29 protein-coding genes are annotated in these 25,567 nt (G+C 62.4%); 17 read left to right on the top strand and 12 right to left on the bottom strand.

Going from position 1 to position 25,567, the window contains the following annotated elements; genetic code table 11:
* Nucleotide 1: 1 nt before the first annotated feature.
* Together QRN70_RS07930 and QRN70_RS07935 are read right to left on the bottom strand one after the other, a co-directional pair.
* Nucleotides 2-742, bottom strand: coding sequence for a flagellar basal body rod protein FlgF (locus QRN70_RS07930; RefSeq protein ID WP_285416815.1), 741 nt, complete (start codon nucleotides 740-742; stop codon nucleotides 2-4).
* Between the two features lie 424 nt (nucleotides 743-1,166).
* Nucleotides 1,167-2,732: a sigma-54-dependent transcriptional regulator gene (locus QRN70_RS07935; protein WP_285416817.1), complete on the bottom strand. Its 1,566-nt coding sequence runs from the start codon at nucleotides 2,730-2,732 to the stop codon at nucleotides 1,167-1,169.
* Between the two features lie 395 nt (nucleotides 2,733-3,127).
* Between QRN70_RS07935 and phhA the strand changes: the two genes are divergently transcribed.
* From phhA to QRN70_RS07965, 6 genes are all read left to right on the top strand, one after another.
* Entirely contained in the window at nucleotides 3,128-3,919 is a 792-nt protein-coding gene (gene phhA, locus QRN70_RS07940) for a phenylalanine 4-monooxygenase (RefSeq protein ID WP_285416818.1), read from the top strand.
* A gap of 117 nt (nucleotides 3,920-4,036) precedes the next feature.
* Nucleotides 4,037-4,393, top strand: a complete 357-nt coding sequence (locus QRN70_RS07945; RefSeq protein ID WP_016771115.1) for a 4a-hydroxytetrahydrobiopterin dehydratase — start codon at nucleotides 4,037-4,039, stop codon at nucleotides 4,391-4,393.
* Nucleotides 4,393-5,586: an amino acid aminotransferase gene (locus QRN70_RS07950; RefSeq protein WP_285416819.1), complete on the top strand. Its 1,194-nt coding sequence runs from the start codon at nucleotides 4,393-4,395 to the stop codon at nucleotides 5,584-5,586. Before QRN70_RS07945 ends, QRN70_RS07950 begins: the two co-directional genes overlap by 1 nt.
* Before the next feature lie 275 nt (nucleotides 5,587-5,861).
* Nucleotides 5,862-5,993, top strand: a complete 132-nt coding sequence (locus tag QRN70_RS07955) for a hypothetical protein (RefSeq protein WP_285416821.1) — start codon at nucleotides 5,862-5,864, stop codon at nucleotides 5,991-5,993.
* A 70-nt stretch (nucleotides 5,994-6,063) separates the two neighbouring features.
* Nucleotides 6,064-6,246, top strand: coding sequence for a hypothetical protein (locus QRN70_RS07960; protein WP_285418051.1), 183 nt, complete (start codon nucleotides 6,064-6,066; stop codon nucleotides 6,244-6,246).
* A gap of 115 nt (nucleotides 6,247-6,361) precedes the next feature.
* On the top strand, nucleotides 6,362-7,549 hold the full coding sequence (locus QRN70_RS07965) for an MFS transporter (RefSeq protein ID WP_285418053.1): 1,188 nt from the start codon (nucleotides 6,362-6,364) through the stop codon (nucleotides 7,547-7,549).
* Here QRN70_RS07965 and arfB read toward each other — a convergent pair.
* Nucleotides 7,546-7,959, bottom strand: a complete 414-nt coding sequence (gene arfB / locus QRN70_RS07970; RefSeq protein ID WP_285416823.1) for an alternative ribosome rescue aminoacyl-tRNA hydrolase ArfB — start codon at nucleotides 7,957-7,959, stop codon at nucleotides 7,546-7,548. The two genes, QRN70_RS07965 and arfB, sit on opposite strands and share 4 nt — an antisense overlap.
* 138 nt (nucleotides 7,960-8,097) lie before the next feature.
* Nucleotides 8,098-9,516, bottom strand: coding sequence for an amino acid permease (locus QRN70_RS07975; protein ID WP_285416825.1), 1,419 nt, complete (start codon nucleotides 9,514-9,516; stop codon nucleotides 8,098-8,100).
* 892 nt (nucleotides 9,517-10,408) lie between these two features.
* On the opposite strand from QRN70_RS07975, the gene QRN70_RS07980 reads away from it, so the two are divergent.
* Both QRN70_RS07980 and QRN70_RS07985 read left to right on the top strand, forming a co-directional pair.
* Nucleotides 10,409-10,546: a hypothetical protein gene (locus QRN70_RS07980; protein WP_163005193.1), complete on the top strand. Its 138-nt coding sequence runs from the start codon at nucleotides 10,409-10,411 to the stop codon at nucleotides 10,544-10,546.
* 71 nt (nucleotides 10,547-10,617) lie between these two features.
* Nucleotides 10,618-11,583: a M29 family metallopeptidase gene (locus tag QRN70_RS07985; protein WP_285416827.1), complete on the top strand. Its 966-nt coding sequence runs from the start codon at nucleotides 10,618-10,620 to the stop codon at nucleotides 11,581-11,583.
* A 220-nt stretch (nucleotides 11,584-11,803) separates the two neighbouring features.
* Here QRN70_RS07985 and rluB read toward each other — a convergent pair whose 3' ends face one another.
* The 6 genes from rluB to QRN70_RS08015 form a co-directional block, all read right to left on the bottom strand.
* Nucleotides 11,804-13,033: a 23S rRNA pseudouridine(2605) synthase RluB gene (gene rluB, locus QRN70_RS07990; RefSeq protein ID WP_285416829.1), complete on the bottom strand. Its 1,230-nt coding sequence runs from the start codon at nucleotides 13,031-13,033 to the stop codon at nucleotides 11,804-11,806.
* Between the two features lie 142 nt (nucleotides 13,034-13,175).
* On the bottom strand, nucleotides 13,176-13,367 hold the full coding sequence (locus QRN70_RS07995) for a DUF1289 domain-containing protein (protein WP_285416831.1): 192 nt from the start codon (nucleotides 13,365-13,367) through the stop codon (nucleotides 13,176-13,178).
* A gap of 149 nt (nucleotides 13,368-13,516) precedes the next feature.
* Nucleotides 13,517-14,497: an SMC-Scp complex subunit ScpB gene (gene scpB / locus QRN70_RS08000; protein WP_285416833.1), complete on the bottom strand. Its 981-nt coding sequence runs from the start codon at nucleotides 14,495-14,497 to the stop codon at nucleotides 13,517-13,519.
* Between the two features lie 11 nt (nucleotides 14,498-14,508).
* Nucleotides 14,509-15,330, bottom strand: coding sequence for a segregation and condensation protein A (locus tag QRN70_RS08005; protein ID WP_502941540.1), 822 nt, complete (start codon nucleotides 15,328-15,330; stop codon nucleotides 14,509-14,511).
* On the bottom strand, nucleotides 15,331-15,960 hold the full coding sequence (locus QRN70_RS08010) for an L-threonylcarbamoyladenylate synthase (protein WP_285416835.1): 630 nt from the start codon (nucleotides 15,958-15,960) through the stop codon (nucleotides 15,331-15,333). It abuts the gene before it with no gap.
* Between the two features lie 13 nt (nucleotides 15,961-15,973).
* Entirely contained in the window at nucleotides 15,974-16,837 is an 864-nt protein-coding gene (locus QRN70_RS08015) for a PHP domain-containing protein (protein ID WP_285416837.1), read from the bottom strand.
* Between the two features lie 87 nt (nucleotides 16,838-16,924).
* Between QRN70_RS08015 and QRN70_RS08020 the strand changes: the two genes are divergently transcribed.
* The 6 genes from QRN70_RS08020 (at nucleotide 16,925) to QRN70_RS08045 (ending at nucleotide 21,218) form a co-directional block, all read left to right on the top strand.
* Nucleotides 16,925-17,521, top strand: coding sequence for a septation protein A (locus QRN70_RS08020; protein ID WP_285416839.1), 597 nt, complete (start codon nucleotides 16,925-16,927; stop codon nucleotides 17,519-17,521).
* A gap of 1 nt (nucleotide 17,522) precedes the next feature.
* Nucleotides 17,523-17,822, top strand: a complete 300-nt coding sequence (locus QRN70_RS08025; protein ID WP_285416840.1) for a YciI family protein — start codon at nucleotides 17,523-17,525, stop codon at nucleotides 17,820-17,822.
* A gap of 111 nt (nucleotides 17,823-17,933) precedes the next feature.
* Nucleotides 17,934-18,344: an SH3 domain-containing protein gene (locus QRN70_RS08030; protein WP_285416842.1), complete on the top strand. Its 411-nt coding sequence runs from the start codon at nucleotides 17,934-17,936 to the stop codon at nucleotides 18,342-18,344.
* Nucleotides 18,345-18,351: 7 nt separating this feature from the next.
* Nucleotides 18,352-19,029, top strand: a complete 678-nt coding sequence (locus QRN70_RS08035; protein WP_285416843.1) for a response regulator transcription factor — start codon at nucleotides 18,352-18,354, stop codon at nucleotides 19,027-19,029.
* Between the two features lie 217 nt (nucleotides 19,030-19,246).
* Complete coding sequence (locus QRN70_RS08040; protein WP_285416844.1) at nucleotides 19,247-19,696, top strand: Spy/CpxP family protein refolding chaperone; 450 nt, start codon at nucleotides 19,247-19,249, stop codon at nucleotides 19,694-19,696.
* A gap of 181 nt (nucleotides 19,697-19,877) precedes the next feature.
* Nucleotides 19,878-21,218, top strand: a complete 1,341-nt coding sequence (locus tag QRN70_RS08045) for a sensor histidine kinase (RefSeq protein ID WP_285416846.1) — start codon at nucleotides 19,878-19,880, stop codon at nucleotides 21,216-21,218.
* 53 nt (nucleotides 21,219-21,271) lie between these two features.
* Here the strand turns inward: QRN70_RS08045 and QRN70_RS08050 are convergent, their stop codons facing one another.
* Nucleotides 21,272-21,838 (bottom strand): nitroreductase family protein, encoded by a 567-nt coding sequence (locus tag QRN70_RS08050; protein ID WP_285416848.1) that lies wholly within the window; start codon nucleotides 21,836-21,838, stop codon nucleotides 21,272-21,274.
* A 120-nt stretch (nucleotides 21,839-21,958) separates the two neighbouring features.
* On the opposite strand from QRN70_RS08050, the gene QRN70_RS08055 reads away from it, so the two are divergent.
* Nucleotides 21,959-23,413: a TrkH family potassium uptake protein gene (locus QRN70_RS08055; RefSeq protein WP_285416850.1), complete on the top strand. Its 1,455-nt coding sequence runs from the start codon at nucleotides 21,959-21,961 to the stop codon at nucleotides 23,411-23,413.
* Here the strand turns inward: QRN70_RS08055 and QRN70_RS08060 are convergent.
* Entirely contained in the window at nucleotides 23,370-24,431 is a 1,062-nt protein-coding gene (locus QRN70_RS08060; protein ID WP_285416851.1) for an AraC family transcriptional regulator, read from the bottom strand. The genes QRN70_RS08055 and QRN70_RS08060 overlap by 44 nt on opposite strands.
* Before the next feature lie 164 nt (nucleotides 24,432-24,595).
* On the opposite strand from QRN70_RS08060, the gene QRN70_RS08065 reads away from it, so the two are divergent.
* A complete protein-coding gene (locus QRN70_RS08065) occupies nucleotides 24,596-24,907 on the top strand; it encodes an Mpo1-like protein (RefSeq protein WP_285416853.1) in 312 nt (103 codons plus the stop codon).
* A gap of 24 nt (nucleotides 24,908-24,931) precedes the next feature.
* Entirely contained in the window at nucleotides 24,932-25,522 is a 591-nt protein-coding gene (locus QRN70_RS08070) for an HD domain-containing protein (protein ID WP_285416854.1), read from the top strand.
* Nucleotides 25,523-25,567 lie beyond the last annotated feature (45 nt).

Here is a 25,567-nt window from a genome sequence, read left to right on the forward strand (position 1 = left end):
ATTAGCTGATCTGCAAGACCCGAGCCATGGCCTGGTCGTCGTCTTTGGCGGTGTTCATCATCTTGACGTGCAACTCGAACTGCTTGGCCAGGGCCAGCACCGACGTCATCTCTTCCACGGCATTGACGTTGCTCGACTCGAGGAATCCCGACACCAGTTTGACGTTGGCATCGGCCGGCGCCGGCTGGCCGTCCTTGGTGTAAATCGAGCCGTCGAGGCCCTTGTTCATGTTCTTGATGTCCGGGTTGACCAGTTTGATCCGGTCGACTTCGGCCATGACGCGCGGGCCTTCGCCCATCGCCCGAATGCTGATGGTGCCGTCTTCACCGACTTCGACCTGCTGCTCGGGTGGCACGGCGATCGGCCCGCCATTGCCCATCACCGGCATGCCGTTGCCGGCGCGCAACACGCCCAGGGCGTCGATGTTGAGGCTGCCGGTGCGCACGTAGCTTTCGCCACCGTTGGGGTTCTGCACGGCAATCCAGCCGTTGCCGCTGACGGCGACGTCGAGGTCACGCCCGGTTTCCACCAGCGAGCCCGGGGTGAAGTCGGTCGCCGGCCGTTCGCTCATGGCAAACGCACGCGCCGGAAAGCTGTCACCGAACACCGGCATCGAACGCGCCTGCTCCAGGTCGCGCTGAAAACCGTTGGTGGAGATGTTCGCCAGGTTGTTGGCATGAGCCTTCTGCGCCAGTGCGTTCTGGCTGGCGCCGGTCATTGCCACATAAAGGTACTTGTCCACGCTCTTTCCTCTGCATGCCGGACGTTTGCCGCCCACCGCTGTACTGCTCAGCCATAAGCAATTTGCAGACCAACTTTTTTCTGGCGGCCTGCGGCCCGGTAAACAAAGGACTTGCGCGATTTTGCGGGGAGCAGGGAAATGTATCGAAGACGAAAAACCGGCGGTGTCATGCCGCTTGGCGGCAAACGCCTGACCGCGATTGCTGACCGCCGAACACCGAGCGCTGACCGCCGATTGCTCCTACGCCGATCGTTCCCACGCTCTGCGTGGGAATGCAGCCCGGGACGCTCCGCGTCCCAAAGCGGACGCAGAGCGTCCATTGAGGCATTCCCACGCAGAGCGTGGGAACGATCAACGCGGGTGTGATCCACGTGGGGTGATCCGCGTGGGGGTGATCCACGTGGGGTGATCCGCGCGGGGGTGATCAGGCGCTGCCTGGCTCCTTGCCGACTTCGTACTCACGCAACTTGTTGGCAATCGTGGTGTGCGAGACGCCGAGCCGTTTGCCCAGCTGCCGACTGCTCGGGTGTTCGGAGTACAGCCGCTCCAGCACCGCTTTCTCGAAACGCCCGACAATCTCGTCCAGCCCACCCTCGAGCGAGAAATCGCCAAGCGGCTGACGCACGCCATAGTCCGGCAGACGGATATGCTCGGCCTTGACCGTGCCGCCATCGCACAGCGACACCGCCTGGAACAGCACGTTTTCCAGCTGCCGCACGTTGCCCGGCCAATGGTAATGACTGAGGCGATCCATTGCCGCCGGTGCCAGTTTCGGCAGCGCACAACCGATCTGCCGACTGGCCTGATCGAGGAAGTGCTCGACCAGCGGCGTCAGGCCGTCGAGGCATTCGCGCAGCGGCGGAATGTGCAGTGAAAGCACGTTCAGGCGGTGATACAGATCCTGGCGAAACTCGCCGCGCGCGCACAGCTCCGACAGATCCACCTGGGTTGCACAGATCACCCGCACATCCAGATAAACCTCTTCATCACTGCCGACACGGCGGAAGCAGCCATCCTGAAGAAAGCGCAGCAACTTCACCTGCAGGCGCGGGCTCATTTCACCGACGCCATCGAGAAACAGCGTACCGCCCGCCGTCAGTTCCAGCAGACCGAGCTTGCCTTCGGCGCGCGCGCCTTCAAACGCGCCGGGGCCGTAGCCGAACAGCTCGGTCTCGGCCATCGACTCCGGCAATCCGGCGCAGTTGAGCGCCATCAACGGCGACTGCCCGCGCGGACTCGCCAGGTGGCAGGCGCGCGCCAGCAGCTCCTTGCCAGTGCCGGTTTCACCTTCGATCAACAGCGGCGCATCCAGCGGTGCCATGCGCCGCGCTTCGCGCACCACGGCCGCCATCACCTTGGAACTCTGGAAGATGCTGTCGAAGCCGCGCAGCTCCTGCTTGCGCACGTTATAGATGCGCTCGCCGACACGGTCGGCGCGGTGCAGGGTCAACACCGCACCCGCCATGGCCTCGCTGTCGTCATGCTCCGATTGCAGCGGGGCGATGTCGGCCAGGAAGATGTCGCCCTTGACCTTGACCCGCATGCCGTTGATGCGCGACTTGTTGGCGCGCACCAGTTCCGGCAGGTCGAAGTCCTCGGCATAACGCGACAGCGGAATCCCCGGCACCTCATCGACCCGCACCCCAAGCAACTGCGCCGCCGCCCGGTTGGCAGCCACGATGGAGCCGCCCATGTCGATCGACAGCACCGGAAACTCCAGCGCCCCGAGCAACGCGTTGAGCTCCATGTGCCGCCGCTCGCTGGGCATCAGCCCGACCCGCTTGACGCCGAAGACCCCGGCAATCGCCTCGAACTTCGGCCGCAGCGCCTGGAACTGGATGTTGATCAGATTCGGGCAATGCAGGTAGATCGCATTGCCGTGCTCGCCGCCGACCTCGCCGCGGGCGACGTTGATCCCGTATTCCACCAACAGGTTGAGGATGTCGCGCAGGATACCGATGCGGTTCTGGCAGTGGACTTTGATGCGCATATAAAGAGACCCGACGAGGATGAGGGGTTAAACACAATCCCTGTGGGAGCGGGCTTGCTCGCGAAGGCGGTGTGTCAGCTGAATGAATGGTGGCTAACGCACCGCTTTCGCGAGCAAGCCCGCTCCCACAGGGTTTCGTGGCGCGCTCTGGTCTCACTTTTCTGTCGAGGCGCGCAGATAGTTGTCAAGATTATGTGACAGCCACAACCCTTTTCAAATCTGAAAATCACCGCAAAAGCGCGATACCGGCCAAAGCGTAACGATTTTTTTACGAAATACAGCGATCATTCCTGCAGGTACCGCGTTCAACCTACTGCATCCCACCGCACTCTCGGGTAATCCTGAGCCCATCGCTGGACATAACAAGAACGACATTCCCCTAGCAGGAGAGCAGTATGAAACAGACGCAATACGTGGCCCGCGAGCCCGATGCGCAAGGTTTTATCGACTACCCCGCCGAAGAACACGCGGTGTGGAACACGCTGATCACCCGCCAGCTGAAAGTGATCGAGGGTCGCGCGTGCCAGGAGTACCTGGACGGTATCGAAAAACTCGGTCTGCCCCATGACCGCATTCCGCAACTCGGCGAAATCAATAAAGTGCTCGGCGAGACCACCGGCTGGCAGGTCGCACGCGTTCCGGCGCTGATTCCGTTCCAGACTTTTTTCGAATTGCTCGCCAGCAAACAGTTTCCGGTGGCCACCTTCATCCGCACCCGCGAAGAGCTGGACTACCTGCAGGAACCCGACATTTTCCATGAGATCTTCGGCCACTGCCCGCTGCTGACCAATCCGTGGTTCGCCGAATTCACCCATACCTACGGCAAGCTCGGCCTGCAGGCCAGCAAGGAAGAGCGCGTGTACCTGGCGCGCCTGTACTGGATGACCATCGAATTCGGCCTGGTCGATACCCCACACGGCAAACGCATCTATGGCGGCGGCATCCTGTCTTCGCCGAAGGAAACCGTTTACTCGCTGTCGGACGAGCCCGAGCATCAGGCGTTCGACCCGCTGGAAGCCATGCGCACGCCGTATCGCATCGACATCCTGCAACCGCTGTACTTTGTCCTGCCGAATCTCAAGCGTCTGTTCGACGTGGCCCATGAAGACATCATGGCCATGGTTCGCCAAGGCATGCAGCTGGGTCTGCACGCACCGAAGTTTCCGCCAAAACCGAAAGCCGCGTGATCCGCGACTTTTGCTGACAATTGAGCCTGTCAGTCGCCGCCACTTTGGTTTAGCGTGACGGCATTGACGGCCCGCCAGCTTCTATAAAAAAAACACACTCGATTCAGGAACCAGACCATGTCCACTTTGAACCAAGCCCACTGCGAAGCCTGCCGTGCCGATGCCCCGCAAGTCAGCGACGAAGAACTGCCGATCCTGATCAAGCAGATCCCTGACTGGAACATCGAAGTGCGCGACGGCATCATGCAGCTGGAAAAAGTCTTCCTGTTCAAGAACTTCAAGCACGCCCTGGCGTTCACCAACGCGGTCGGCGAGATCTCCGAGGCCGAAGGTCACCACCCTGGCCTGCTGACCGAGTGGGGCAAAGTCACCGTGACCTGGTGGAGCCACTCGATCAAGGGCCTGCACCGCAACGACTTCATCATGGCCGCGCGCACCGACGAAGTGGCCAAGACTGCAGAAGGACGCAAGTAATGCACTTCGACGCCATCGGCCGGGTGCCCGGCGACCCGATCCTCGGTTTGATGGAGGCCTATGCGCAGGACAGCAACCCGCGCAAGTTCGACCTCGGCGTTGGCGTCTACAAGGATGCCCAGGGCCTGACGCCGATTCCCGAGGCGGTGAAAATCGCCGAGGCGAGGCTGGTCGAAAGCCAGGACACCAAGACCTACATCGGTGGCCACGGCAATCCGCTGTTCGGCAAGGTCATCAATGAGCTGGTGCTTGGCGCTGACTCGAAGCTGATCGCCGAACAGCGCGCCGGCGCCACCCAGACCCCGGGCGGCACCGGAGCCCTGCGTCTGGCAGCCGACTTCATTGCCCAATGCCTGCCGGGCAAGGGCGTGTGGCTGAGCAACCCGACCTGGCCGATCCACGAAACCATTTTCGCCGCGGCCAGGGTCAAGGTCAGTCACTACCCGTACGTGGGCAGCGACAACCGTCTCGACGTCGACGCCATGCTTGCCGTGCTCAGCCAGGCGCCGAAAGGCGACGTGGTGCTGTTGCACGCCTGCTGCCATAACCCGACCGGTTTCGACCTCAGCCACGATGACTGGCAGCGCGTGCTGGACGTGGTGCGCAGCCGCGACCTGCTGCCGCTGATCGACTTTGCCTACCAGGGCTTTGGCGACGGCCTGGAGCAGGACGCGTGGTCGACCCGGCTGTTCGCCGCCGAGGTGCCGGAGCTGCTGATCACCAGTTCCTGCTCGAAGAACTTCGGCCTGTACCGCGACCGCACCGGCGCGCTGATCGTCTGCGCGAAAAGCGCCGACAAGCTGGTCGATATCCGCAGCCAACTGGCCAACATCGCCCGCAACCTGTGGTCGACACCGCCGGATCACGGCGCGGCGGTGGTGGCGACCATCCTCGCCGACCCGGAGCTGAAAGCCCGCTGGGCCGACGAAGTGGAAGCCATGCGCCTGCGTATCGCCCAGCTGCGCAGCGGTCTGGTGGAAGCCTTGGAGCCACACGGCCTGCGCGAGCGTTTTGCGCACATTGGCGTGCAACGCGGGATGTTCTCCTACACCGGGCTGTCGCCGGAACAAGTCAAGCAACTGCGCGAGCAGCACAGCGTGTACATGGTCAGCTCGGGCCGGGCCAACGTCGCCGGGATCGACGCTACGCGCCTGGCCCTGCTGGCCGAAGCGATCGCCAAAGTCTGCAAATAACCCCCCCCACGCTCGTTCCCACGCTCTGCGTGGGAATGCAGCCCGGGACGCTCCGCGTCCCAACAGCGGACGCAGAGCGTCCATTGAGGCGTTCCCACGCGGAGCGTGGGAACGATCAACTGCGGTGACCTGCCAATTTCGCCCCCCCTGCGGCCATCTGTCGCATTAATTTGAATTAAAAGTCTGATTGTCATTTTTCCTGCTGTATCCTGCCCAGGCTTTCTGAAAGCGCGGATCTACCAGATCTATCAACAGACTTAGCGAGGAGCGCAACCATGCACGAGATTCCTAATCTCCCCTTCCCAAGCCTGCACGTACCTGAGCAGACGACCACGCAACACGCCGGCGCGGAGCAGCCCGAGGCGAAAGAAGCCGTTGAGAGCCGCCAGGCCGACAGCGAAGAGTAAAACCCGCCGTACAGGCAGTGTGGAAAGCGCTAACATGCGCTTTCCACACTGCCTGAACCGCGAGCCCGCCATGACCGATGACTTCTCCGAAACCCAGGCCAATGTCCTGATCGGCACCACCGAAAAAATGATCGAGATCTGGCGCCGCCTCTCCCCGGAGAAACAGGCCGCCCTGCTCGCCCGCTTCGGCAGTGAAGAAAACGCCCTCGCCGCACTGGTCACCACGCAATTGGTTGCACCGGCCAAACCCTGATCGCGCCGCCCGGCAAATAGTTTTACTTTTCCCCGCCCCAGACGCCTCCACGCCGGTATCATGAGCAGCCTATCTAATCTGCCGTTGCCGTGGATCGTTACCCATGTCGTCCTCTATGTCCGAACCCCAGCGCCCCCTGGCGGTTACGCTGCAAGTCGTTTCCATCGTCCTCTTCACCTTCATCGGCTACCTCAACATCGGCATCCCCCTCGCCGTTCTGCCCGGTTACGTGCACAGCGATCTGGGCTTCGGCGCGGTGATCGCCGGGCTGGTGATCAGCGTGCAATACCTGGCGACCCTGCTCAGCCGTCCGTACGCCGGCAAGATTATCGATAATCAGGGCAGCAAACGCGCGGTGATGATCGGGCTGGCCGGTTGTGGCCTGAGCGGTGTGTTCATGCTGATCTCGGCCTGGACGCCGAACCTGCCGATGCTCAGCCTGATCAGTCTGTTGATCGGCCGCCTGGTGCTCGGCAGCGCCGAGAGCCTGGTCGGTTCCGGCTCGATTGGCTGGGGCATCGGCCGCGTCGGTGCGGCGAACACCGCCAAAGTGATTTCCTGGAACGGCATCGCCAGTTACGGCGCGCTGGCGGTCGGTGCACCGTTCGGTGTGTGGCTGGTCGGCCAGTTGGGGCTGTGGAGCATGGGCGTCAGCATCATCCTGCTGGCCGTGCTGGGACTGCTGCTGGCCTGGCCGAAAACCGCAGCGCCGATCGTTGCCGGCGAACGCCTGCCGTTCATGCACGTGCTCGGCCGGGTATTTCCCCACGGCTGTGGTCTGGCGCTGGGCTCGATCGGCTTCGGCACCATCGCCACCTTCATCACCCTGTACTACGCCACGCAACACTGGAGCAACGCGGTGCTGTGCCTGAGCCTGTTCGGCGCCAGCTTCATTGGCGCGCGGCTGTTGTTCGGCAACCTGATCAACCGCCTCGGCGGCTTCCGCGTGGCGATTGCCTGCCTGTCGGTGGAAACCCTCGGCCTGTTGCTGCTGTGGCTGGCCCCGGATGCGCATTGGGCGCTGGCCGGCGCGGCGTTGAGCGGTTTCGGCTTCTCGCTGGTGTTCCCGGCCTTGGGTGTCGAAGCGGTAAACCTGGTACCGGCCTCCAGCCGCGGCGCAGCGGTCGGCGCGTATTCGCTGTTCATCGACTTGTCGCTGGGCATCACCGGGCCATTGGCCGGGGCGATAGCCGCAGGCTTCGGCTTTGCCTCGATCTTTCTGTTCGCCGCGCTGGCCTCGCTGAGCGGCCTGGCGTTGAGCGTGTATCTGTACCAGCACACGGCGAAGTACCGCGAAGACTAGAAATCCACCTTGCCGCGCCCGGCCTTTATGCTGCCACGCTTGGTCTTCGATTCGAGGCGGCGTTTCTTCGAGCCGAGGGTCGGCTTGGTCGGGCGGCGCTTCTTTTCCACCTTGGTGGCGCTGAGGATCAACTCGACCAGACGCGCCAGCGCATCGGCGCGGTTGGCTTCCTGGGTGCGATATTGCTGGGCCTTGATGATCAGCACGCCATCGCTGGTGATGCGACTGTCACGCAGCGCCAGCAGCCGCTCCTTGTAGAACTCGGGCAAGGACGAGGCTGGAATGTCGAAGCGCAGGTGCACCGCGCTGGAGACCTTGTTGACGTTCTGCCCGCCGGCGCCTTGCGCGCGAATGGCCGTCAGTTCGATCTCGGCATCCGGCAGATGCACGTTGTTGGAAATCACCAGCATGGAAAGCGTCCGTAGTCAGAGGGTGCAGGATAGCGCGAATCCGCCCGAGCCTCCCGCAGATCCCCCCGTGGGAATGTATGAACCCCAGAAACGACAAACCCGGCACATTGGCCGGGTTTGTCGTATTTGCCTCAGCGCTTATTTCGCCGCGCTCGCCGCGTGCAGCGCCTGCTGCGCACCGCGTTTGTGCTTGATCACGTAGCAGACCCACATGAACACCACCCACACCGGTATCGCGTACACCGAGATCTGGATACCCGGGATCAGCAGCATCACGCCGAGGATGAACGCCACGAACGCCAGGCAGATGTAGTTGCCGTACGGGTACCACAGCGCCTTGAACAGCGGCGTCTGGCGGGTCTGGTTCATGTGCTGGCGGAATTTGAAGTGCGAGAAGCTGATCATCGCCCAGTTGATCACCAGGGTCGCGACCACCAGCGACATCAGCAACTCCAGCGCCTGCTGCGGCATCAGGTAGTTGAGCAGCACGGCCACCAGCGTCACCGCTGCCGACGCGAGAATCGACCGCACCGGCACGCCGCGCTTGTCGATCTTCGCCAGCGCCTTCGGCGCGTCGCCCTGCTCGGCCATGCCCAGCAGCATGCGGCTGTTGCAGTAAGTGCCGCTGTTGTACACCGACAGCGCTGCCGTCAGTACCACGAAGTTGAGGATATGCGCGGCGGTGCTGCTGCCGAGCATCGAGAACACCTGCACGAACGGGCTGCCGCTGTAGGAGTCGCCGGAAGCGTTGAGGGTTTCCAGCAGGCTGTCCCACGGGGTCAGCGACAGCAGAATCACCAGCGCACCGATGTAGAAAATCAGGATGCGGTAGATCACCTGATTGATCGCTTTGGGGATCACGGTTTTCGGCTTGTCGGCTTCGGCAGCGGTGAAACCGAGCATTTCCAGGCCGCCGAAGGAAAACATGATGATCGCCATGGCCATCACCAGACCGCTGACGCCGTTGGGGAAGAACCCGCCGTGCGACCACAGGTTGCTGACCGAGGCCTGCGGACCGCCATGGCCGCTGACCAGCAGGTAGCTGCCCAGGGCGATCATGCCGACGATGGCCACGACCTTGATGATCGCGAACCAGAACTCGGCTTCGCCGAAGACCTTGACGTTGGCCAGGTTGATCGCATTGATCAGCACGAAGAAGGCGGCGGCGGTGACCCAGGTCGGGATGTCCGGCGCCCAGTAATGGATGTACTTGCCGACCGCGGTCAGCTCCGACATGCCTACCAGGATGTACAGGATCCAGCAGTTCCAGCCCGACAGGAAACCGGCGAAACCACCCCAGTACTTGTGCGCAAAATGGCTGAAGGAACCGGCCACCGGCTCTTCGACGATCATTTCACCCAGCTGGCGCATGATCATGAAGGCGATGAAGCCGCAGATGGCGTAGCCGAGGATCATCGACGGGCCGGCGGATTTCAGCACCCCGGCCGAGCCGAGGAACAATCCGGTACCGATCGCGCCACCGAGGGCGATCAGTTGAATATGGCGATTTTTCAGGCCGCGTTTCAGCTCGCCTGATTGCGAGTTTTGTCCACTCATGAAAAAGGTCTCACGCAAGGTTTGATGATGTTCAGTAGACGTTGCTGCAAGGTTGCGATTTCACAGCCCCGATCAAACCCCAGCGCAGGCACCAGGAGTTCAGCTTTTTTACAACGGTCATGCGTCACCTGTTTGTTTTTATCTGTGACGAAATCGAACCCGACACGCTCGTGACGCGACGGAGTGAACAAGGCGGATAGCCTTGAGGTTTGCGCGATTACGCAGAGGGTCACAGTTAAAACGCGGCGCATTGTACACCGCTAACCCCCTGCTGCCAGACTCGCCAGATCAGCGCGTCGGTTGCCGGGATTGCGTGTGTCCGCCTCGGGAAGCCCGGGCGGCTGCAAAAATTGATTCAGGCCTTTGCAGGCCATCGGCGAGGACGAGGGGAAATCCGTCCGTCGAAGGGAAGAGAAATCGGATTACGGCGTTCATTGCGCCTCCTTCTTGTTATGCACCTGTGCACGACAGGCATGGGCCGCATCTCACTCTTCCCGCGCCCTTGAAACAAGCACGCCAGAGCGCTGCGCAAGCCCACGCCGGGCGGGCTTCGGCAGGTTTTTCTTACAGCGCTGGAAACCGTGCGGATTCACGGCTCGCTCCCGGCTTTTTCGTAAACATTTACTGACACGGCGTAACGTAAAGTTTCCATTTCAGAGCTGTCCGTAGGACGTCTGCAAATTGACGGTAGAAAGCTAGCTATCGACTCGAACGGTTTAGTTTTTTGTTTTCAAATAAGAAAATTCCCGCGGAAAAACGGAATAAAAAGTTTATTTAAATTTTAAATAAATAATTTTTTGCATTACAAAAAACCCTGAACTAGGTTCTTCACGTCTTGCCGGCCAACTCGACCGGCCAGTCATAACCGTGAACGTCATCTAGGAGATCGACCATGCAAGCACTGGAAAAAGACCTGGACACCGAGCTGCAACTGGACGAATGGTTTGAAGCACCGACCCACGACGCCGCTGTGGAAATGATGCAGGCCGATGCGGTCGTACCGTTCGGCACGGCGATGTGGCCTCTGTAAGACGCCTCCGGGCAGGCACGATCCGGCCGGTCGTGCCTGCCGCTTTTCACTCGGTCTGTCAGGGAGGACTCATGGATAAGCCACGCGCTATCTCGCATTTCCTTTACTACCTCGAACATCACCCCGCCTTGGCCGGTCTCGATTCGGCGAAGGTGTTGCTCGGCCACACTGCCGACTACGAGGCACTGACCGGCGCAATCGCCGAGCAGGCCGGCGACCATCCCCGCTTTCGCTTCAGTGCCCGGCGCCTGGACCTGGAATCCACCGCCGCGCTGGCCACGGCAATTGCCGACAGCGATCTGTACATTTTCTTCTACGATTCCTCCACCCTCGCCAACCCGCGCCCGGATGGCCCGGAGTTTGTCCGCGCCCTGCAAGGCGTGATGGCGGAAAACTGGAAGAAGTCGCTGCTGTTCAAGGACTACGGCGACTATTTCTACGACACTTTCAGCATCACCCCGCAGCGAATTGCCGGGCTCAACAGCCATCTGATCCAGCGCATGTCCCAGGCCACCACCTTGAGCTTCACCGATGAGCACGGCTCGCGCTTCGAGGCTCCGCTGAGCAGCATCAAGAAGTGGACCGACATCAACGGTGTCGGCAACTTCGACCTGGCACCCGGGGAAATCGCCACCCACAGCGAGGCGATCAACGGCCACGTGAAGTTCAAGGGCACGTTCCTCAGCACCATTCCGTTCGCGCGCAAGTACGGTGTGCTGCAGTCGCCGCTGGAACTGTGGATCGAGAATTCGACCATCAGCCGCATCGCCACCGACGTACCGGGACTGGAGCACGACTTCAACAAATACCTCGACGCCAACCCGTCGAACCGGCGGATCGAGGAACTGGGCATCGGCACCAACGAAGGGGTGAAGGATCTGTATGCGCGCAATGCCGGGTTCGAGGAGCGCCATTGTGGCCTGCACCTGGGACTGGGCGGCGGCGCCAAGGGCAGCCATCACCTGGACCTGATCTTCTCTGGCGGCGTATTGGCGCTGGATGACAAGCCGGTGTTTGATGGGCGGTTTGTCTTTTAAGCTGAAATGGATGGTGCAGCCTCTGGCCCCTTCGCGGGCAAGCCCGCTCCCACATTGGCGCTGTGTGGAACCTAACCCCCCTGTGGGAGCGGGCTTGCCCGCGAAGAGGCCGAATCAGGCAACACCTCCCTTTCGCCAGACGAAAAAAAACGCCAACCCTGCGGTTGGCGTTTTTTTGCTCTAGCTTGAAGCTCGCAGCTCAAAGCTCACAGCTGCCTTCTTACTCCGGCTTCTTGCGCCCGAAACCCGGACGCTGGCCGGAGCCGGCCGGCGCGCCACGGCGCTTGCCCGACGGCTGGTCGCCGTCGACCAGTTTGATCCCCGGACGCTTCGGCGCCGGTTTGGCCGGACGCTTGCCGGTATCGGCAGGACGATCCGCCACCGGCGTACCGCGACCGGCAGGAGCACCACGCCCTTCGCCACGCTCGGTACGGCCATTGGCCGGACGCGGTGCGCGCTCGCCATCGGCACGCCCGGCCGGCTTGCGGCCTGGGCGCTCGCCTTCGATCTGCGGCTCGCGCACCGGACGTGCGCCGGCCGCTGCCGGCGCCGCGTTGGCCGGACGCAAGGTGCGCACGCGCTCGGTGCGGGCCATCGGCCGCGACGACTTGCGCTGCATGCGGTCGAGCTTGTCCTTGCTCTTGGCGTTCAGCTGCGGCATCGCCACCGGGGTCAGGCCGACCTCGGCGCTCAGCACGTCGACTTCGTACTGGCTCATTTCGCGCCAGCGGCCCATCGGCAGATCGGAGTTGAGGAACACCGGACCGAAACGCACGCGCTTCAGGCGGCTGACCACCAGACCCTGGGATTCCCACAGGCGCCGCACTTCACGGTTACGGCCTTCCATCACCACGCAGTGATACCAGTGGTTGAAACCTTCGCCGCCCGGCGCCTGCTGGATGTCGGTGAAACGTGCCGGGCCGTCTTCGAGCACCACGCCCGCCTTCAGGCGTTCAATCATCTCGTCGTCGACTTCGCCGCGGACACGCACCGCGTACTCACGGTCCATCTCGTAGGACGGGTGCATCAAGCGGTTGGCCAGCTCACCGTCAGTGGTGAACATCAGCAGGCCGGTGGTGTTGATGTCGAGGCGACCGATGTTGATCCAGCGCCCTTCTTTCGGACGCGGCAGCTTGTCGAACACGGTCGGACGGCCTTCCGGGTCGTCGCGGGTGCAGATTTCGCCATCGGGCTTGTTGTACATGATGACGCGGCGGACCGACTCGGCAGCCTCTTCGCGTTTGATGACCTTGCCATCGATGGTGATGGCGTCGTGCATGTCGACACGCAGGCCGAGGGTGGCGTCTTTGCCATTGACCTTGATCCGGCCCTGGCTGATCCACGCTTCGACATCACGGCGCGAACCGACGCCGATACGGGCGAGGACTTTCTGCAGTTTTTCGCCTGCTGGGCCGATTGGCTGGTCGTCTTGCTGGTCTTTGATACTCATCTGGGCACCTCCCGGTGTGGTCTGTTCAGGCAGCGCCTGAAGCATTGAAAACAGGTATTCGGGCGAAGGGATCGCCGAAGGGTCGCGAATCATACGCGGATGTACGCGTTCGCGCATCAGAGACTAGCTGATCGATCGGCAGTTATTTCTTTTTCCGCCGACCGGTGGCGCCGAGCTTGATCAGGCGCAGGGCGGCTTCGGCGAGCACCGTGCGCTTGTCGTCCTTGTCGAGTTTCTTCCAGGCGCGAATCTCGCGCTTGCTGCGCCCGCAGCCCTGGCAGATGTCGTCGCTGAACTTGCAGACGCTGATGCACGGGTCTTTGGTGGAGCTCATAGTTGTCTCCCGGCTTGTACATAGATCCAATGTGGGAGCGGGCTTGCTCGCGAATGCAGTGTGTCAGGCAATACATGAATATCTGACACACCGCATTCGCGAGCAAGCCCGCTCCCACAGGGGGTTGACCAGTGATCTTGAAAACCGTGTCAGTCGTCGAACTCGCGACGTTCGGCCTCGATCGCCTCGGCCAGGGCGCGAGCCTCGGCTTCTTCTTCGCTCAGCTCAGGCTCTGGCGCCGATTGTTCAAGGGCAGCGACGGCGGCCAGGAGTTTTTCCCGCGCTTGTGCAACGCCAAGGATGTCTTCTTCCGGTTCGGCTTCAGGCTCGGCCTCGAGTTCAACTGCAATCGCCGGCTCGACCTGCTCGACCGTCTCGGCTTCAGGTTCAGTTGTCGGCGCTGCGCCGTCCACCGCATCGCGCAACAGATCATCGAAGTCGGTCTTGATCCCCTCCTCCATGCTGTCGAGCTCCAGCAGCAGGCTGTGGAAACTGGTTTCTTCCTTGGGCTCCTCCGCCTCGGCGCTGGCGTCGGCCAGCTCCTGCAAGCCCGGCGGCACCGGGGCATCGTCGAAGTCGAGCACCGGTTCGGCTTCCATCTCGCGCAGCTCGGCGAGTGGCGGCAGATCGTCGAGGTTCTTCAGGTTGAAGTGATCGAGAAACGCCTTGGTGGTGGCGAACATCGCCGGTTTGCCGGGCACGTCGCGGTAGCCGACGATGCGGATCCACTCGCGCTCGATCAAGGTCTTGACGATGTTGCTGTTGACCGCCACGCCACGCACGTCCTCGATCTCGCCACGGGTGATCGGCTGGCGATAGGCGATCAGCGCCATGGTTTCCAGCAGCGCCCGCGAATAACGCTGCGGGCGCTCTTCCCACAGACGGCCGACCCACGGCGAAAACTTCTCGCGGATCTGCAGGCGATAGCCGGAGGCGACCTCCTTGAGCTCGAACGCGCGGCCCTCGCAGGACTTGCCCAGCAGGGTCAGGGCTTTCTTGAAGACCGGCGGCTCCGGGCGCTCGCCTTCCTCGAACAGTTCATAGAGGCGTTCGAGCGATTGCGGCTTTCCCGAGGCCAACAGGAAGGCTTCAAGCAGGGGGGCCAGCTCGCGGGGTTCAGTCAGGTTCATGTTTCGACTCGTTATTCGGCTCGGGCTCGCACGTGGATCGCGGCGAACGGCTCATTCTGCACCAGCTCGACCAAGGATTCCTTGACCAGTTCAAGGATCGCCATAAAGGTCACCACCACGCCGAGCCGGCCTTCCTCGACGGTAAACAGCTCGACGAACGGCACGAAGCCGCCGCCCTTGAGGCGTTCCAGCACATCGCTCATGCGCTCGCGAGTGGACAGTGCCTCACGGCTGACCTGGTGGCTTTCAAACATGTCGCCACGGCGCAGCACCTCGGCCATGGACATCAGGATTTCTTCCAGCGCGACATCCGGCAGCAGCTTGCGCGCCCGCGCTTCCGGGGCGTCGAGCTTGGGCACCACCACGTCGCGCCCCACCCGGCTGAGGCCATCGATGCCTTCGGCGGCGGCCTTGAAGCGCTCGTATTCCTGCAAGCGGCGGATCAGCTCGGCGCGCGGGTCGTCTTCTTCGTCCTCGACGGTTTCCGCACGTGGCAACAGCATGCGCGACTTGATCTCGGCCAGCATCGCGGCCATCACCAGGTACTCGGCGGCCAGCTCCAGGCGCACCGACTGCATCAACTCGACATAGCCCATGTACTGACGGGTGATTTCCGCCACCGGGATGTCGAGGATGTTGATGTTCTGTTTGCGTATCAGGTACAGCAGCAGGTCGAGCGGGCCTTCGAAGGCTTCGAGAAAGACTTCCAGCGCATCCGGCGGAATGTACAGGTCCAGCGGCATTTCCATGACCGCCTGGCCATAGACCATGGCAAACGGCAGTTCCTGCTGGGCGCCGGCCTGGGGATCGACCACGGTTTCCACTGCGGACATTCAGGCCTCGACCATGAACGGCGCCGGGTCACCGCAACCGACGCGAACCACTTCCGGATCGTCGCCGGTCAGGTCGATCACGGTGGATGCCTTGATCCCGCCGAAACCGCCGTCGATGATCAGGTCGACCTGATGCTCGAGCAACTGGCGCATCTCGTACGGATCGCTCAGCGGGTCTTCATCGCCAGGCATGATCAGGGTCACGCTCATCAACGGCTCGCCGAGTTCGGCCAACAGCGCCAAAGCGATCGGATGACTGGGCACACGCAGGCCGATCGTGCGTTTCTTCGGATGCAACAGCAGCCGCGGCACTTCGCGGGTGGCGTTGAGAATGAAGGTGTACGGGCCGGGCAAGTGGGCCTTGAGGATGCGGAACGTGCCGGTATCGATCTTGGCGAACAGGCCCAGTTGCGACAGATCGCTGCAGATCAACGCGAAGTTGTGCTTTTCATCGAGCTGACGCAGGCGCCGAACGCGCTCCACGGCATTCTTGTCGCCCATTTGGCAACCGATCGCGTAGGAAGAGTCTGTGGGATAAATCACCACCCCGCCCTTGCGGATGATCTCGACTGCCTGTTTGATCAGGCGCGCTTGCGGGTTTTCCGGATGGATCTGGAAAAATTGACTCACATTCTCTACCTGTTCAGACGGCGGCAATAACTGTGTCATGTTTGAACCGGCACCACAGGGGCGGCAGGTCCTCAGGGAGCGGCCGGTAGTGGCCGATCTCCGACCAGCCACCTGGGCCATGAAAATCACTGCCGGCAGTCACCAGCAGACCGAACTCACGGGCAAGGATCGCCAGGCTGCCCACCTGTTCCGCGGGCTGGTGGCCGTTGACCACTTCAATCGCATGCCCGCCCGCTTGAATATAGTCGGCAATCAGCTTTCGGCGCTTGCTGCGAGTGAAATCATAGTGCCACGGGTGCGCCAGGCTGACCCACGCCCCGGCGGCGCGCAGCGTGCCGACGGTGTCTTCCAGGGTCGGCCAGTGCTGCTTGACGTCACCGAGCTTGCCGGCGCCGAGCCATTTGCGGAAAGCCTCGGCGCGATCCTTGACAAAACCTTCACGCACCATCCAGTCGGCAAAGTGCGGACGGGCCGGCGCGTTGCCGCTGTCGCCCAGTTCCTGCTGGATCTGCCGCGCGCCTTCGAGTGCGCCCGGCATGCCCTTGAGGGCGAGCTTGCGGCTTATTTCTTCCGACCGCAGCCAGCGGCCATCGTGCAGTCTGGCGATGGCATCGACCAACGGCACGGCGTTGACGTCGAAGCCATAGCCCAGCACATGAATGGTCGCGCCGCCCCAGGTGCAGGACAGTTCGACGCCGTTGACCAGTTGCATGCCCAGGGCCTCGGCGGCGCTGCGCGCTTCGGCGAGGCCTTCGAGGGTGTCGTGATCGGTCAACGCCAGGACTCGCACGCCGTTTTCGAACGCACGCGCAACCAGAACCGCAGGCGCCAGGGCGCCGTCGGAGGCCGTGCTGTGGCAGTGCAAATCAACATTCACGGGGATGTGTTACCTCAAATCAGCTGGCGCTATCGCGCGCCCATATGTTTGTTATTATGCCGCCACATCCAGCTTCTGGCTCTCACTGTGAAACAATTCATCGATTTCATCCCGCTTCTGCTGTTTTTCATCGTCTACAAACTCGATCCACGCACCGTCGACATCGCCGGCCATGAGTTGACCGTAGGCGGTATCTACAGCGCCACCGCGATGCTGATCGTCAGCTCCCTGGTGGTCTACGGCGCCCTGTTCATCAAGCAGCGCAAGCTGGAAAAGAGCCAGTGGTTGACCCTCGTCGCCTGCCTGGTATTCGGCAGCCTGACCCTGGCCTTCCACAGCGAGACCTTCCTCAAATGGAAAGCGCCGGTGGTCAACTGGCTGTTCGCCCTGGCCTTCATCGGCAGCCACTTCATCGGTGACCGCCTGCTGATCAAACGCATCATGGGCCACGCGCTGACCCTGCCGGACCCGGTGTGGACGCGCCTGAACATCGCCTGGATCGCCTTCTTTCTGTTCTGCGGTGCGGCCAACCTGTTCGTCGCCTTCACCTTCCAGAGCATCTGGGTCGACTTCAAGGTGTTCGGCAGCCTGGGCATGACCGTACTGTTCCTGGTCGGCCAGGGCATTTACCTGTCCCGCCACCTGCACGATGCCGACACCACTACGCCAAAAACCGAGGACTGACATGCTCTACGCAATCATTGCCACCGACGTCGCCAATTCCCTGGAAGCCCGCCTGGCTGCCCGCCCCGCGCACCTGGAACGCCTGCAGGCGCTCAAGGGCGAAGGCCGCATCGTACTGGCCGGCCCGCACCCGGCGGTCGACAGCAATGATCCGGGCGCGGCGGGTTTCACCGGCAGCCTGATCGTCGCCGAATTCGAATCCCTCGGCGCCGCGCAAGCCTGGGCCGACGCCGATCCGTACATCGCTGCCGGCGTCTACGCCAACGTGATGGTCAAGCCGTTCAAGCAAGTCCTGCCGTAAATCTTCCCTGCACGCGGTGAACCTTGACGGTTCATCGCGTTCTCAATCGCTCATTATTCTCGTTTGCCGGCCGACAACCTGCCCAATATCCATTTGGAAACAGGAGTCGCGATGCGCAAGGGTCCGTTGTGTCTGATGTTGGTCACGTTGTCGATCATGGCGCCTGCCCATGGTGAGGAAAGCACCGAGGGCAGCAGCTCCACGCCGTTGTCACTGAGTGCCGGCAGCCAGATCACCGAGTTGCAGCAACGCCTCAAAGCCAGCGAGCAGCAGCGGGAAGAACTGAGCAAACAACTGCAGAATGCCGACAACACCCGCGAAAGCGCCCAGCTCGCCCGGTTGCGCCAGGAGAACCAGCGCCTCAAGCTGCAACTCAAGGAAGCCCAGGCCAGCCCGCTGCCGCGCTTGTTGACCGAGCAGCAGCAATGGTTCGTCACCGGCGCCGGGGTAGCGCTATTGGCCCTGCTCTGCGGTATCTTTGCCAGTGGTGCAAGCCGAAAACGTCGGCAATGGCTAAATTGAGTGAGTCATGAGCGAGCTGTTACTAATTGATGATGATCAGGAGCTGTGCGAGCTCCTGAGCAGTTGGCTGAGCCAGGAAGGCTTCCAGGTGCGCGCCTGCCACGATGGCCAGAGCGCCCGCAAGGCGCTGGCCGAGTCATCGCCTGCGGCGGTGGTGCTGGACGTGATGCTGCCCGACGGCAGCGGCCTGGAGCTGCTCAAGCAATTGCGCAGCGACCACGCCGACCTGCCGGTGCTGATGCTTTCGGCACGCGGCGAGCCGCTGGACCGCATCCTCGGCCTGGAACTGGGCGCCGACGATTACCTGGCCAAACCCTGCGATCCGCGTGAACTCACCGCTCGCCTGCGCGCCGTGTTGCGCCGCAGCCATCCGGCCGCCGTGTCGACCCAGCTCGAACTCGGCGACCTGAGCTTCAGCCCGGTGCGCGGCGTGGTCAGCATCGACGAAAAGGAATTCACCCTCACCGTCTCCGAAAGCCGTTTGCTCGAAGCCTTGCTCAAGCAGCCTGGCGAGCCGCTGGACAAGCAGGAACTGGCGCAGATCGCCCTCGGGCGCAAACTGACCCTGTACGATCGCAGCCTCGACATGCACGTCAGCAACCTGCGCAAGAAGATCGGCCCGCACCCCGACGGCCGCCCACGCATCGTCGCCCTGCGTAGCCGTGGCTACTACTACAGCCTGTAACAACACCCCGTTCCCTGCAGGCGCTGGCGACAGCGGCGAACTTTGCGTTCAAGGATCAAAAGATCGCCGGCTTCGACAGCGCCTGCAGGGTGCGTATGTCAGGCTGGTCACCAGGCGTCTTTACCCAAGCTTTACCCAGCGCTGACCGCCGCTGACCTTGATCTCCTTAATCTGTACTCATCCGGAACGTACCGGGAACGAGACAAGGAGATACACCATGCGCAAGACTCTTATCGCTCTGATGTTCGCCGCTGCCCTGCCGACCGTTGCCATGGCCATGCCACAAGATGGCGGCCCGATGGGTGGCCCGCTGGACGGCCCGCGCCACGCTGGCCAGATGCACGGCATGCACGGCAAAGGCCCGTACAGCGAGCTCGACCTGTCCCGCGAACAGCGCGAACAGATCCGCAAGATCATGGGCGAGCAGATGCACGAGCGTAAGCAAGTGGTCGAGAAGTACCTGGAAAAACTCTCGCCGGCTGACCAGAAAGCCATGAAGGACGAGATGGCGGCCAACCACAAGAAAGCCGAAACCGACGTGCGCGCCGTGCTGAAACCGGATCAACAGAAGAAATTCGACGAGATCCAGAAGAAACAGGCCGAACGCCGCGCCGAATGGGCTGAATTCAAAGCCTGGAAAGCGCAACAGCCGCAAAAGGCGCAATAATGCGATAACCTCGGATCCGACGGCCAAACGCCGTCGGTTCTGTTGTCACTCAATCCAAATGTGGGAGCGGGCTTGCTCGCGAATGCGGTGTATCAGACAAAGTTATGTTGACTGACACACCGCATTCGCGAGCAAGCCCGCTGCCACATTGTTGAGTTTTATGTTTGATCGAGGATTTTCTGTGCGTTCATTGTTCTGGCGTATCCTCGCCAGCTTCTGGCTGGCCATCGCCCTGGTTGCAGGGCTTTCCATTCTGCTGGGGCACATGCTCAACCAGGATGCGTGGATCCTCAGCCGCCATCCGGGCCTCAACACCCTGGCCGAACAGTGGACGCAAACCTACGAAAGCCAGGGCGAAGACGCCGCGCAGGACATCCTCGAACAACGCAAACGCCAATATCACATCGACGTCCAGGTGCTCAACGAGAGCGGCGATCCCGTGGTGCGCGGCACCTTCCCGCGCCGCGCCGCCGCGTTCGAAGCCCGGCAGAACAACGACGACCGCCGCCTGCCCTGGCGGCGTCTGACCGACGAATTCACCAGCGACAAGACCGGTGACACCTACCTGTTCATCTACCGCATCCCGCACCCGGAACTCGACGCCTGGCACCGCGAAAGCCTGCTCTGGCCGCTGAGCGCGCTGGGCATTGCGCTGGTGGTGCTGACCCTGTTCAGCCTGCTGGTGACCCTGTCGATCACCCGCCCGCTCAGCCGTTTGCGCGGCGCGGTGCATGACCTGGGGCAGACCACCTATCAGCAGAACAGCCTGGCGAAACTGGCCAACCGTCGCGATGAGTTCGGTGTGCTGGCCAACGACTTCAACCGCATGGGCGCGCGCCTGCAAAGCCTGATCGGCAGCCAGCGTCAGCTGCTGCGCGATGTCTCTCACGAACTGCGCTCACCGTTGGCGCGCCTGCGAATTGCCTTGGCACTGGCGGAACGGGCCAACCCCGAAGAACGCGAGAAGCTCTGGCCGCGCCTGACGCGCGAATGCGATCGCCTGGAAGCCCTGATCAGCGAAATCCTCGTGCTGGCGCGCGTCGATGCCGACAATGCCAGTGCCGAGGAGGTCGATCTCAATGCGTTGCTGGGCAGCCTGCAAAAGGATGCGCAACTGGGTTCGCCGGAACAGACCGTGCGCCTGGACGCCGAGCCGCAGCTCAACCTCAAGGGCTGGCCGACCATGATCGAACGCGCCGTGGACAATCTGCTGCGCAATGCCCAGCGATTCAATCCGCTGGGGCAGGCGATCGAGATGCAGGCGTCGCGCCAGGGCGAGCGGATCGTGGTCAGCGTGCGCGACCACGGGCCGGGCGTGCAGGTCGAGCATCTGGGGCAATTGGGCGAGCCGTTTTTCCGTGCGCCGGGGCAGACAGCGGCAGGCCATGGCCTGGGCCTGGCGATCGCCCGGCGTGCGGCGGAGCGCCACGGCGGCAGCCTGGTGCTGGCCAATCATCCGCAGGGCGGGTTTATCGCCAGCCTGGAGTTGCCGCTGGTGCCGGGGGCTGTCGTTCAGCCCTGACAAGCACCCAACCCCAGCATTCTCCCTCCGGGACAGGGTCAGGGGCTTTTGCTTCAGGCCTTGCCGGGCCAGGCGCTGACGAACTGGCTCAGATCGACCTTCTCGGCCACACGCGGTTCTTTCTGCGGCGTGCCGAGATAAAGGAACGCGATCACCTCTTCATCCGCCGCCAGGCCCAGCCCCTTGGCCACGTGCGCCGAATAGGCCAGGTCCCCGGTGCGCCATACCGCGCCGATGCCCTGGGCGTAGGCCGCCAGCAAAATCCCATGGGCCGCGCAGCCTGCCGCCAGCAGTTGCTCGGCCTTCGGGTATTTGACGTGATCCTGCAACCGGGCAATCACCACGACCACCAACGGTGCCCGCAGCGGGCCGTTGCGCGCCTTGTCGATCATCGCCTCGGTGACTTCGCCTTCCTGCATCTGCGCGGCTTCGGCCAGCAACTCGCCCATCTGCTCGCGCGCTGCGCCTTCCACCGTGAGGAACCGGTACGGCTGCAGATGACCGTGATCCGGAGCACGGGTCGCGGCGGCAAAGAGGATCTCGCGTTGTTCGGCGGTAGGGGCCGGTTCGACCAGTCGTGGAACGGAAACACGGTTGAGCAAAGCGTCGAGAGCCTGCATCGGCCACCTCCTGAAAAAAATGTGCGGCTATTCTAGCGGTATCTCCACCGGGATGCCGGTTTACATGCCCTGCCCCATGGGTAGAATGGCGCCCTTCCCACTTCAGCCCGAGCGGACTTCATGGCGTTGCCGACCTTACGGATCATTGGTTTCATCATCGGCATCTTCCTGATCACCCTGGCCGTCGCCATGGTCGTGCCCATGGCCACCCTGGTGATTTTCGACCGCACTGGCGATCTGCCGTCGTTCCTCTGGGCCAGCATGATCACCTTCATTGCCGGCCTCGCGCTGGTGATTCCCGGGCGCCCGGAACACATTCACCTGCGCCCGCGCGACATGTACCTGCTGACCGTCAGCAGCTGGCTGGTGGTGTGCATTTTCGCTGCGCTGCCGTTCCTGCTGACCCAGCACATCAGCTACACCGACTCATTCTTCGAAAGCATGTCGGGCATCACCGCCACGGGCTCTACCGTGCTCAACGGCCTCGACACGATGTCGCCGGGCATCCTGATGTGGCGCTCGCTGCTGCACTGGATCGGCGGCATCGGCTTCATCGGCATGGCGGTGGCGATCCTGCCGCTGCTGCGCATCGGCGGCATGCGCCTGTTCCAGACCGAGTCCTCGGATCGCTCGGAAAAGGTCATGCCGCGCTCGCACATGGTGGCGCGGCTGATCGTGGCGGCGTACGTCGGTATCACCATCCTCGGCAGCCTGGCTTTCTGGTGGGCCGGGATGAGCCCGTTCGATGCGATCAACCACGCGATGTCGGCGATTTCCACCGGCGGTTTTTCGACCTCCGACCAGTCCCTGGCCAAGTGGACACAACCGGCGGTGCACTGGGTGGCGGTGGTGATCATGATTCTCGGCAGCCTGCCGTTCACCCTGTACGTGGCGACCCTGCGCGGCAACCGCCGGGCGCTGATCAAGGATCAGCAGGTGCAGGGCCTGCTCGGCATGTTGCTGGTGACCTGGCTGGTACTCGGCACCTGGTACTGGTGGACCACCAACCTGCACTGGCTGGACGCCCTGCGCCATGTGGCCTTGAACGTGACCTCGGTGGTCACCACCACCGGTTTCGCCCTCGGCGACTACAGCCTGTGGGGCAACTTCTCGCTGATGCTGTTTTTCTATCTGGGTTTCGTTGGCGGTTGCTCCGGCTCGACCGCCGGCGGCATCAAGATCTTCCGTTTCCAGGTCGCCTACATCCTGCTCAAGGCCAACCTCAACCAGCTGATCCACCCGCGCGCGGTGATCAAGCAGAAGTACAACGGTCACCGCCTCGACGAAGAAATCGTGCGTTCGATCCTGACCTTCTCGTTTTTCTTCGCCATCACCATCTGCGTGATCGCCCTGCTGCTCTCTCTGCTGGGCGTCGACTGGATGACCGCCCTGACCGGCGCCGCCAGCACCGTGTCCGGCGTCGGTCCGGGACTGGGCGAAACCATCGGCCCGGCCGGCAATTTCGCCAGCCTGCCGGATGCGGCCAAGTGGATCCTGTCGTTCGGCATGCTGCTGGGCCGACTGGAGATCATTACGGTGTTTGTGCTGTGTATTCCGGCGTTTTGGCGTCACTGACGGCATTCGGCGCCTGCAACAGGCGCACGCGGTAATCGCCGGGGGTGGTGTCGAACCAGCGGCGGAAGGCGCGGAAGAAGTTGCTCGGGTCGGCGAAACCCAGCAGGTAGGCAATCTCCAGCAGGGTCATGCTCGGTTGTGCCAGGTATTGCTCGGCCAGCTCGCGCCGGGTGTCATCGAGCAACTGCTGGAAACTGGTGCCCTCCTCCTGCAAGCGCCGTTGCAGGGTGCGCTGCGACAGGTGCAGGGTCTGCGCCACGGTGTCGCGCTTGGGCTCGCCCTGCGGCAACAGGCGGCACAGCACCTGGCGCGCCTTGTGGGTCACGCGGCTCTCGGAAAACCGCGCCAGGTACTCCCCGGCAAAACGATCATGCAAAAGCGCCATCGCCTCGTTGGCGGTCGGCAGCGGTGCTTCCATGTCGGCGCGCTCGAAGATCAGCGCGTCATACGGCGCGTTGAACACCAGCGGTGCATGGAAAGCTTGCCGGTAGGGTTCCAGATCATCCGGTTCATCGCCCTGCACCAGCACCTTGCGCGGGTGCAGGGTGCGCCCGGTCAGCCAGCCACACAGGCCCAGCGCGCAGGCCAGCGACGCTTCGGCGCTTTGCCGGGTGGGCGGCAGATGGTCGCCGTGCACGGTCAGGATCAGCGCATAACCTTCGTCGAGCAGGCGAAAACTCAGGTCGGCACTCTCGGCGATGATGCGCTGATAGCGCACCAGCCGCTGAAAGCCTTCGGCCAGGGTGTTGCTCGACATCAGCGCATAGCCGGCAACATGAAACGATGCCGGCCGCACCACTTTGCCCATGTTCAGGCCGATCGCCGGATTGCCGGACAACTCGACCGCCCGTTGCCACAGCCGGGTCATGGAGTCCTGCGGGAAGCGCGCATCCGGATCATCCAGTGCCGCATAGTCGAGCCCCAGCTGTTTGAACAGCACCCGGCAATCCAGGCCGTCCATTTCCAGCGCCTTGACAATCCCCATCGCCCAGCTTGCAGAAGTCGTTCGTTCGCTCATGGCGTTTTTCTTTTACATGTTGGTCCGCATGCTACGGCCCGATTTGCGAAGGATACTAAAGTGGCGCCGATTGTCACTGGCTGACGCCAATGATCACTCTAGACTCAAATAAGCTACCCGCCGAACAACTTGCCGTCAGAACAATAACCACAGAGATCGCGGTCGTGGAAAACATCAAGCAGTTCAACAGCTTCGCTGAGTTCTACCCCTATTACCTCAGCGAACACAGCAACAGCGCCTGCCGGCGGCTGCATTTCATCGGCACCTCGCTGGTGATCTTCATTCTTGCCATGACCATCGCCAAAGGCGCCTGGCTGTTGCTGCTGGCCCTGCCGCTGGCGGGCTACAGCTTCGCCTGGGTCGGGCATTTCTTTTTCGAAAAGAACCGTCCGGCGACGTTTCAGCACCCGCTGTACAGCCTGTTGGGTGATTTCGTCATGTACCGCGACATGATTCTGGGTCGCGTGGCGTTCTGAGCCCACCACTGAAGAGAACTGCCGATGAACGCCAATGCCCGCTTCACCCACATGCAGGACGGCACGCAGGAAGACTGGGCGATCATCGCCGCCGACTTCAGTGCCTACGCCCGCCAGTTGCCGTCGCGCATCATTGCGCACCTGAAGTTGCTCGAAGGTGATTTCGGCGGCTTCCCGGTGGATCGCCTGACCCACTCGCTGCAGACCGCCACGCGCGCCTTTCGCGATGGCCGCGACGAGGAATACGTGGTCTGCGCCCTGCTCCACGACATCGGCGACACCCTTGGCTCCTACAACCACCCGGATATCGCCGCGGCCATTCTCAAGCCGTTCGTCAGCGCCGAGAACCTGTGGATGGTGGAGAAGCACGGGATCTTCCAGGGTTACTACTTCTTCCATCACTTGGGCATGGATCGGCATCTGCGCGAGCAGTTCGCCGCGCATCCGCAGTACCAGGCGACGGCGGAATTCTGCGCAAGATACGATGCGGCGGCGTTTGATCCGGCGTACGAAACCCTGCCGTTGAGTTTTTTCCAGCCGATGCTGGAGCGATTGTTTGCCCAGCCCAAACACTCGATTTACCAGGCGGCGATGGAAGAACACAGCCCGGCCTGATGTTCTCTGTAGCCGTAGCGCTGACAAACCGGCGCTACGGCCCTC

The organism is Pseudomonas sp. efr-133-TYG-5, assembly GCF_030209175.1.
Lineage (GTDB): Bacteria > Pseudomonadota > Gammaproteobacteria > Pseudomonadales > Pseudomonadaceae > Aquipseudomonas.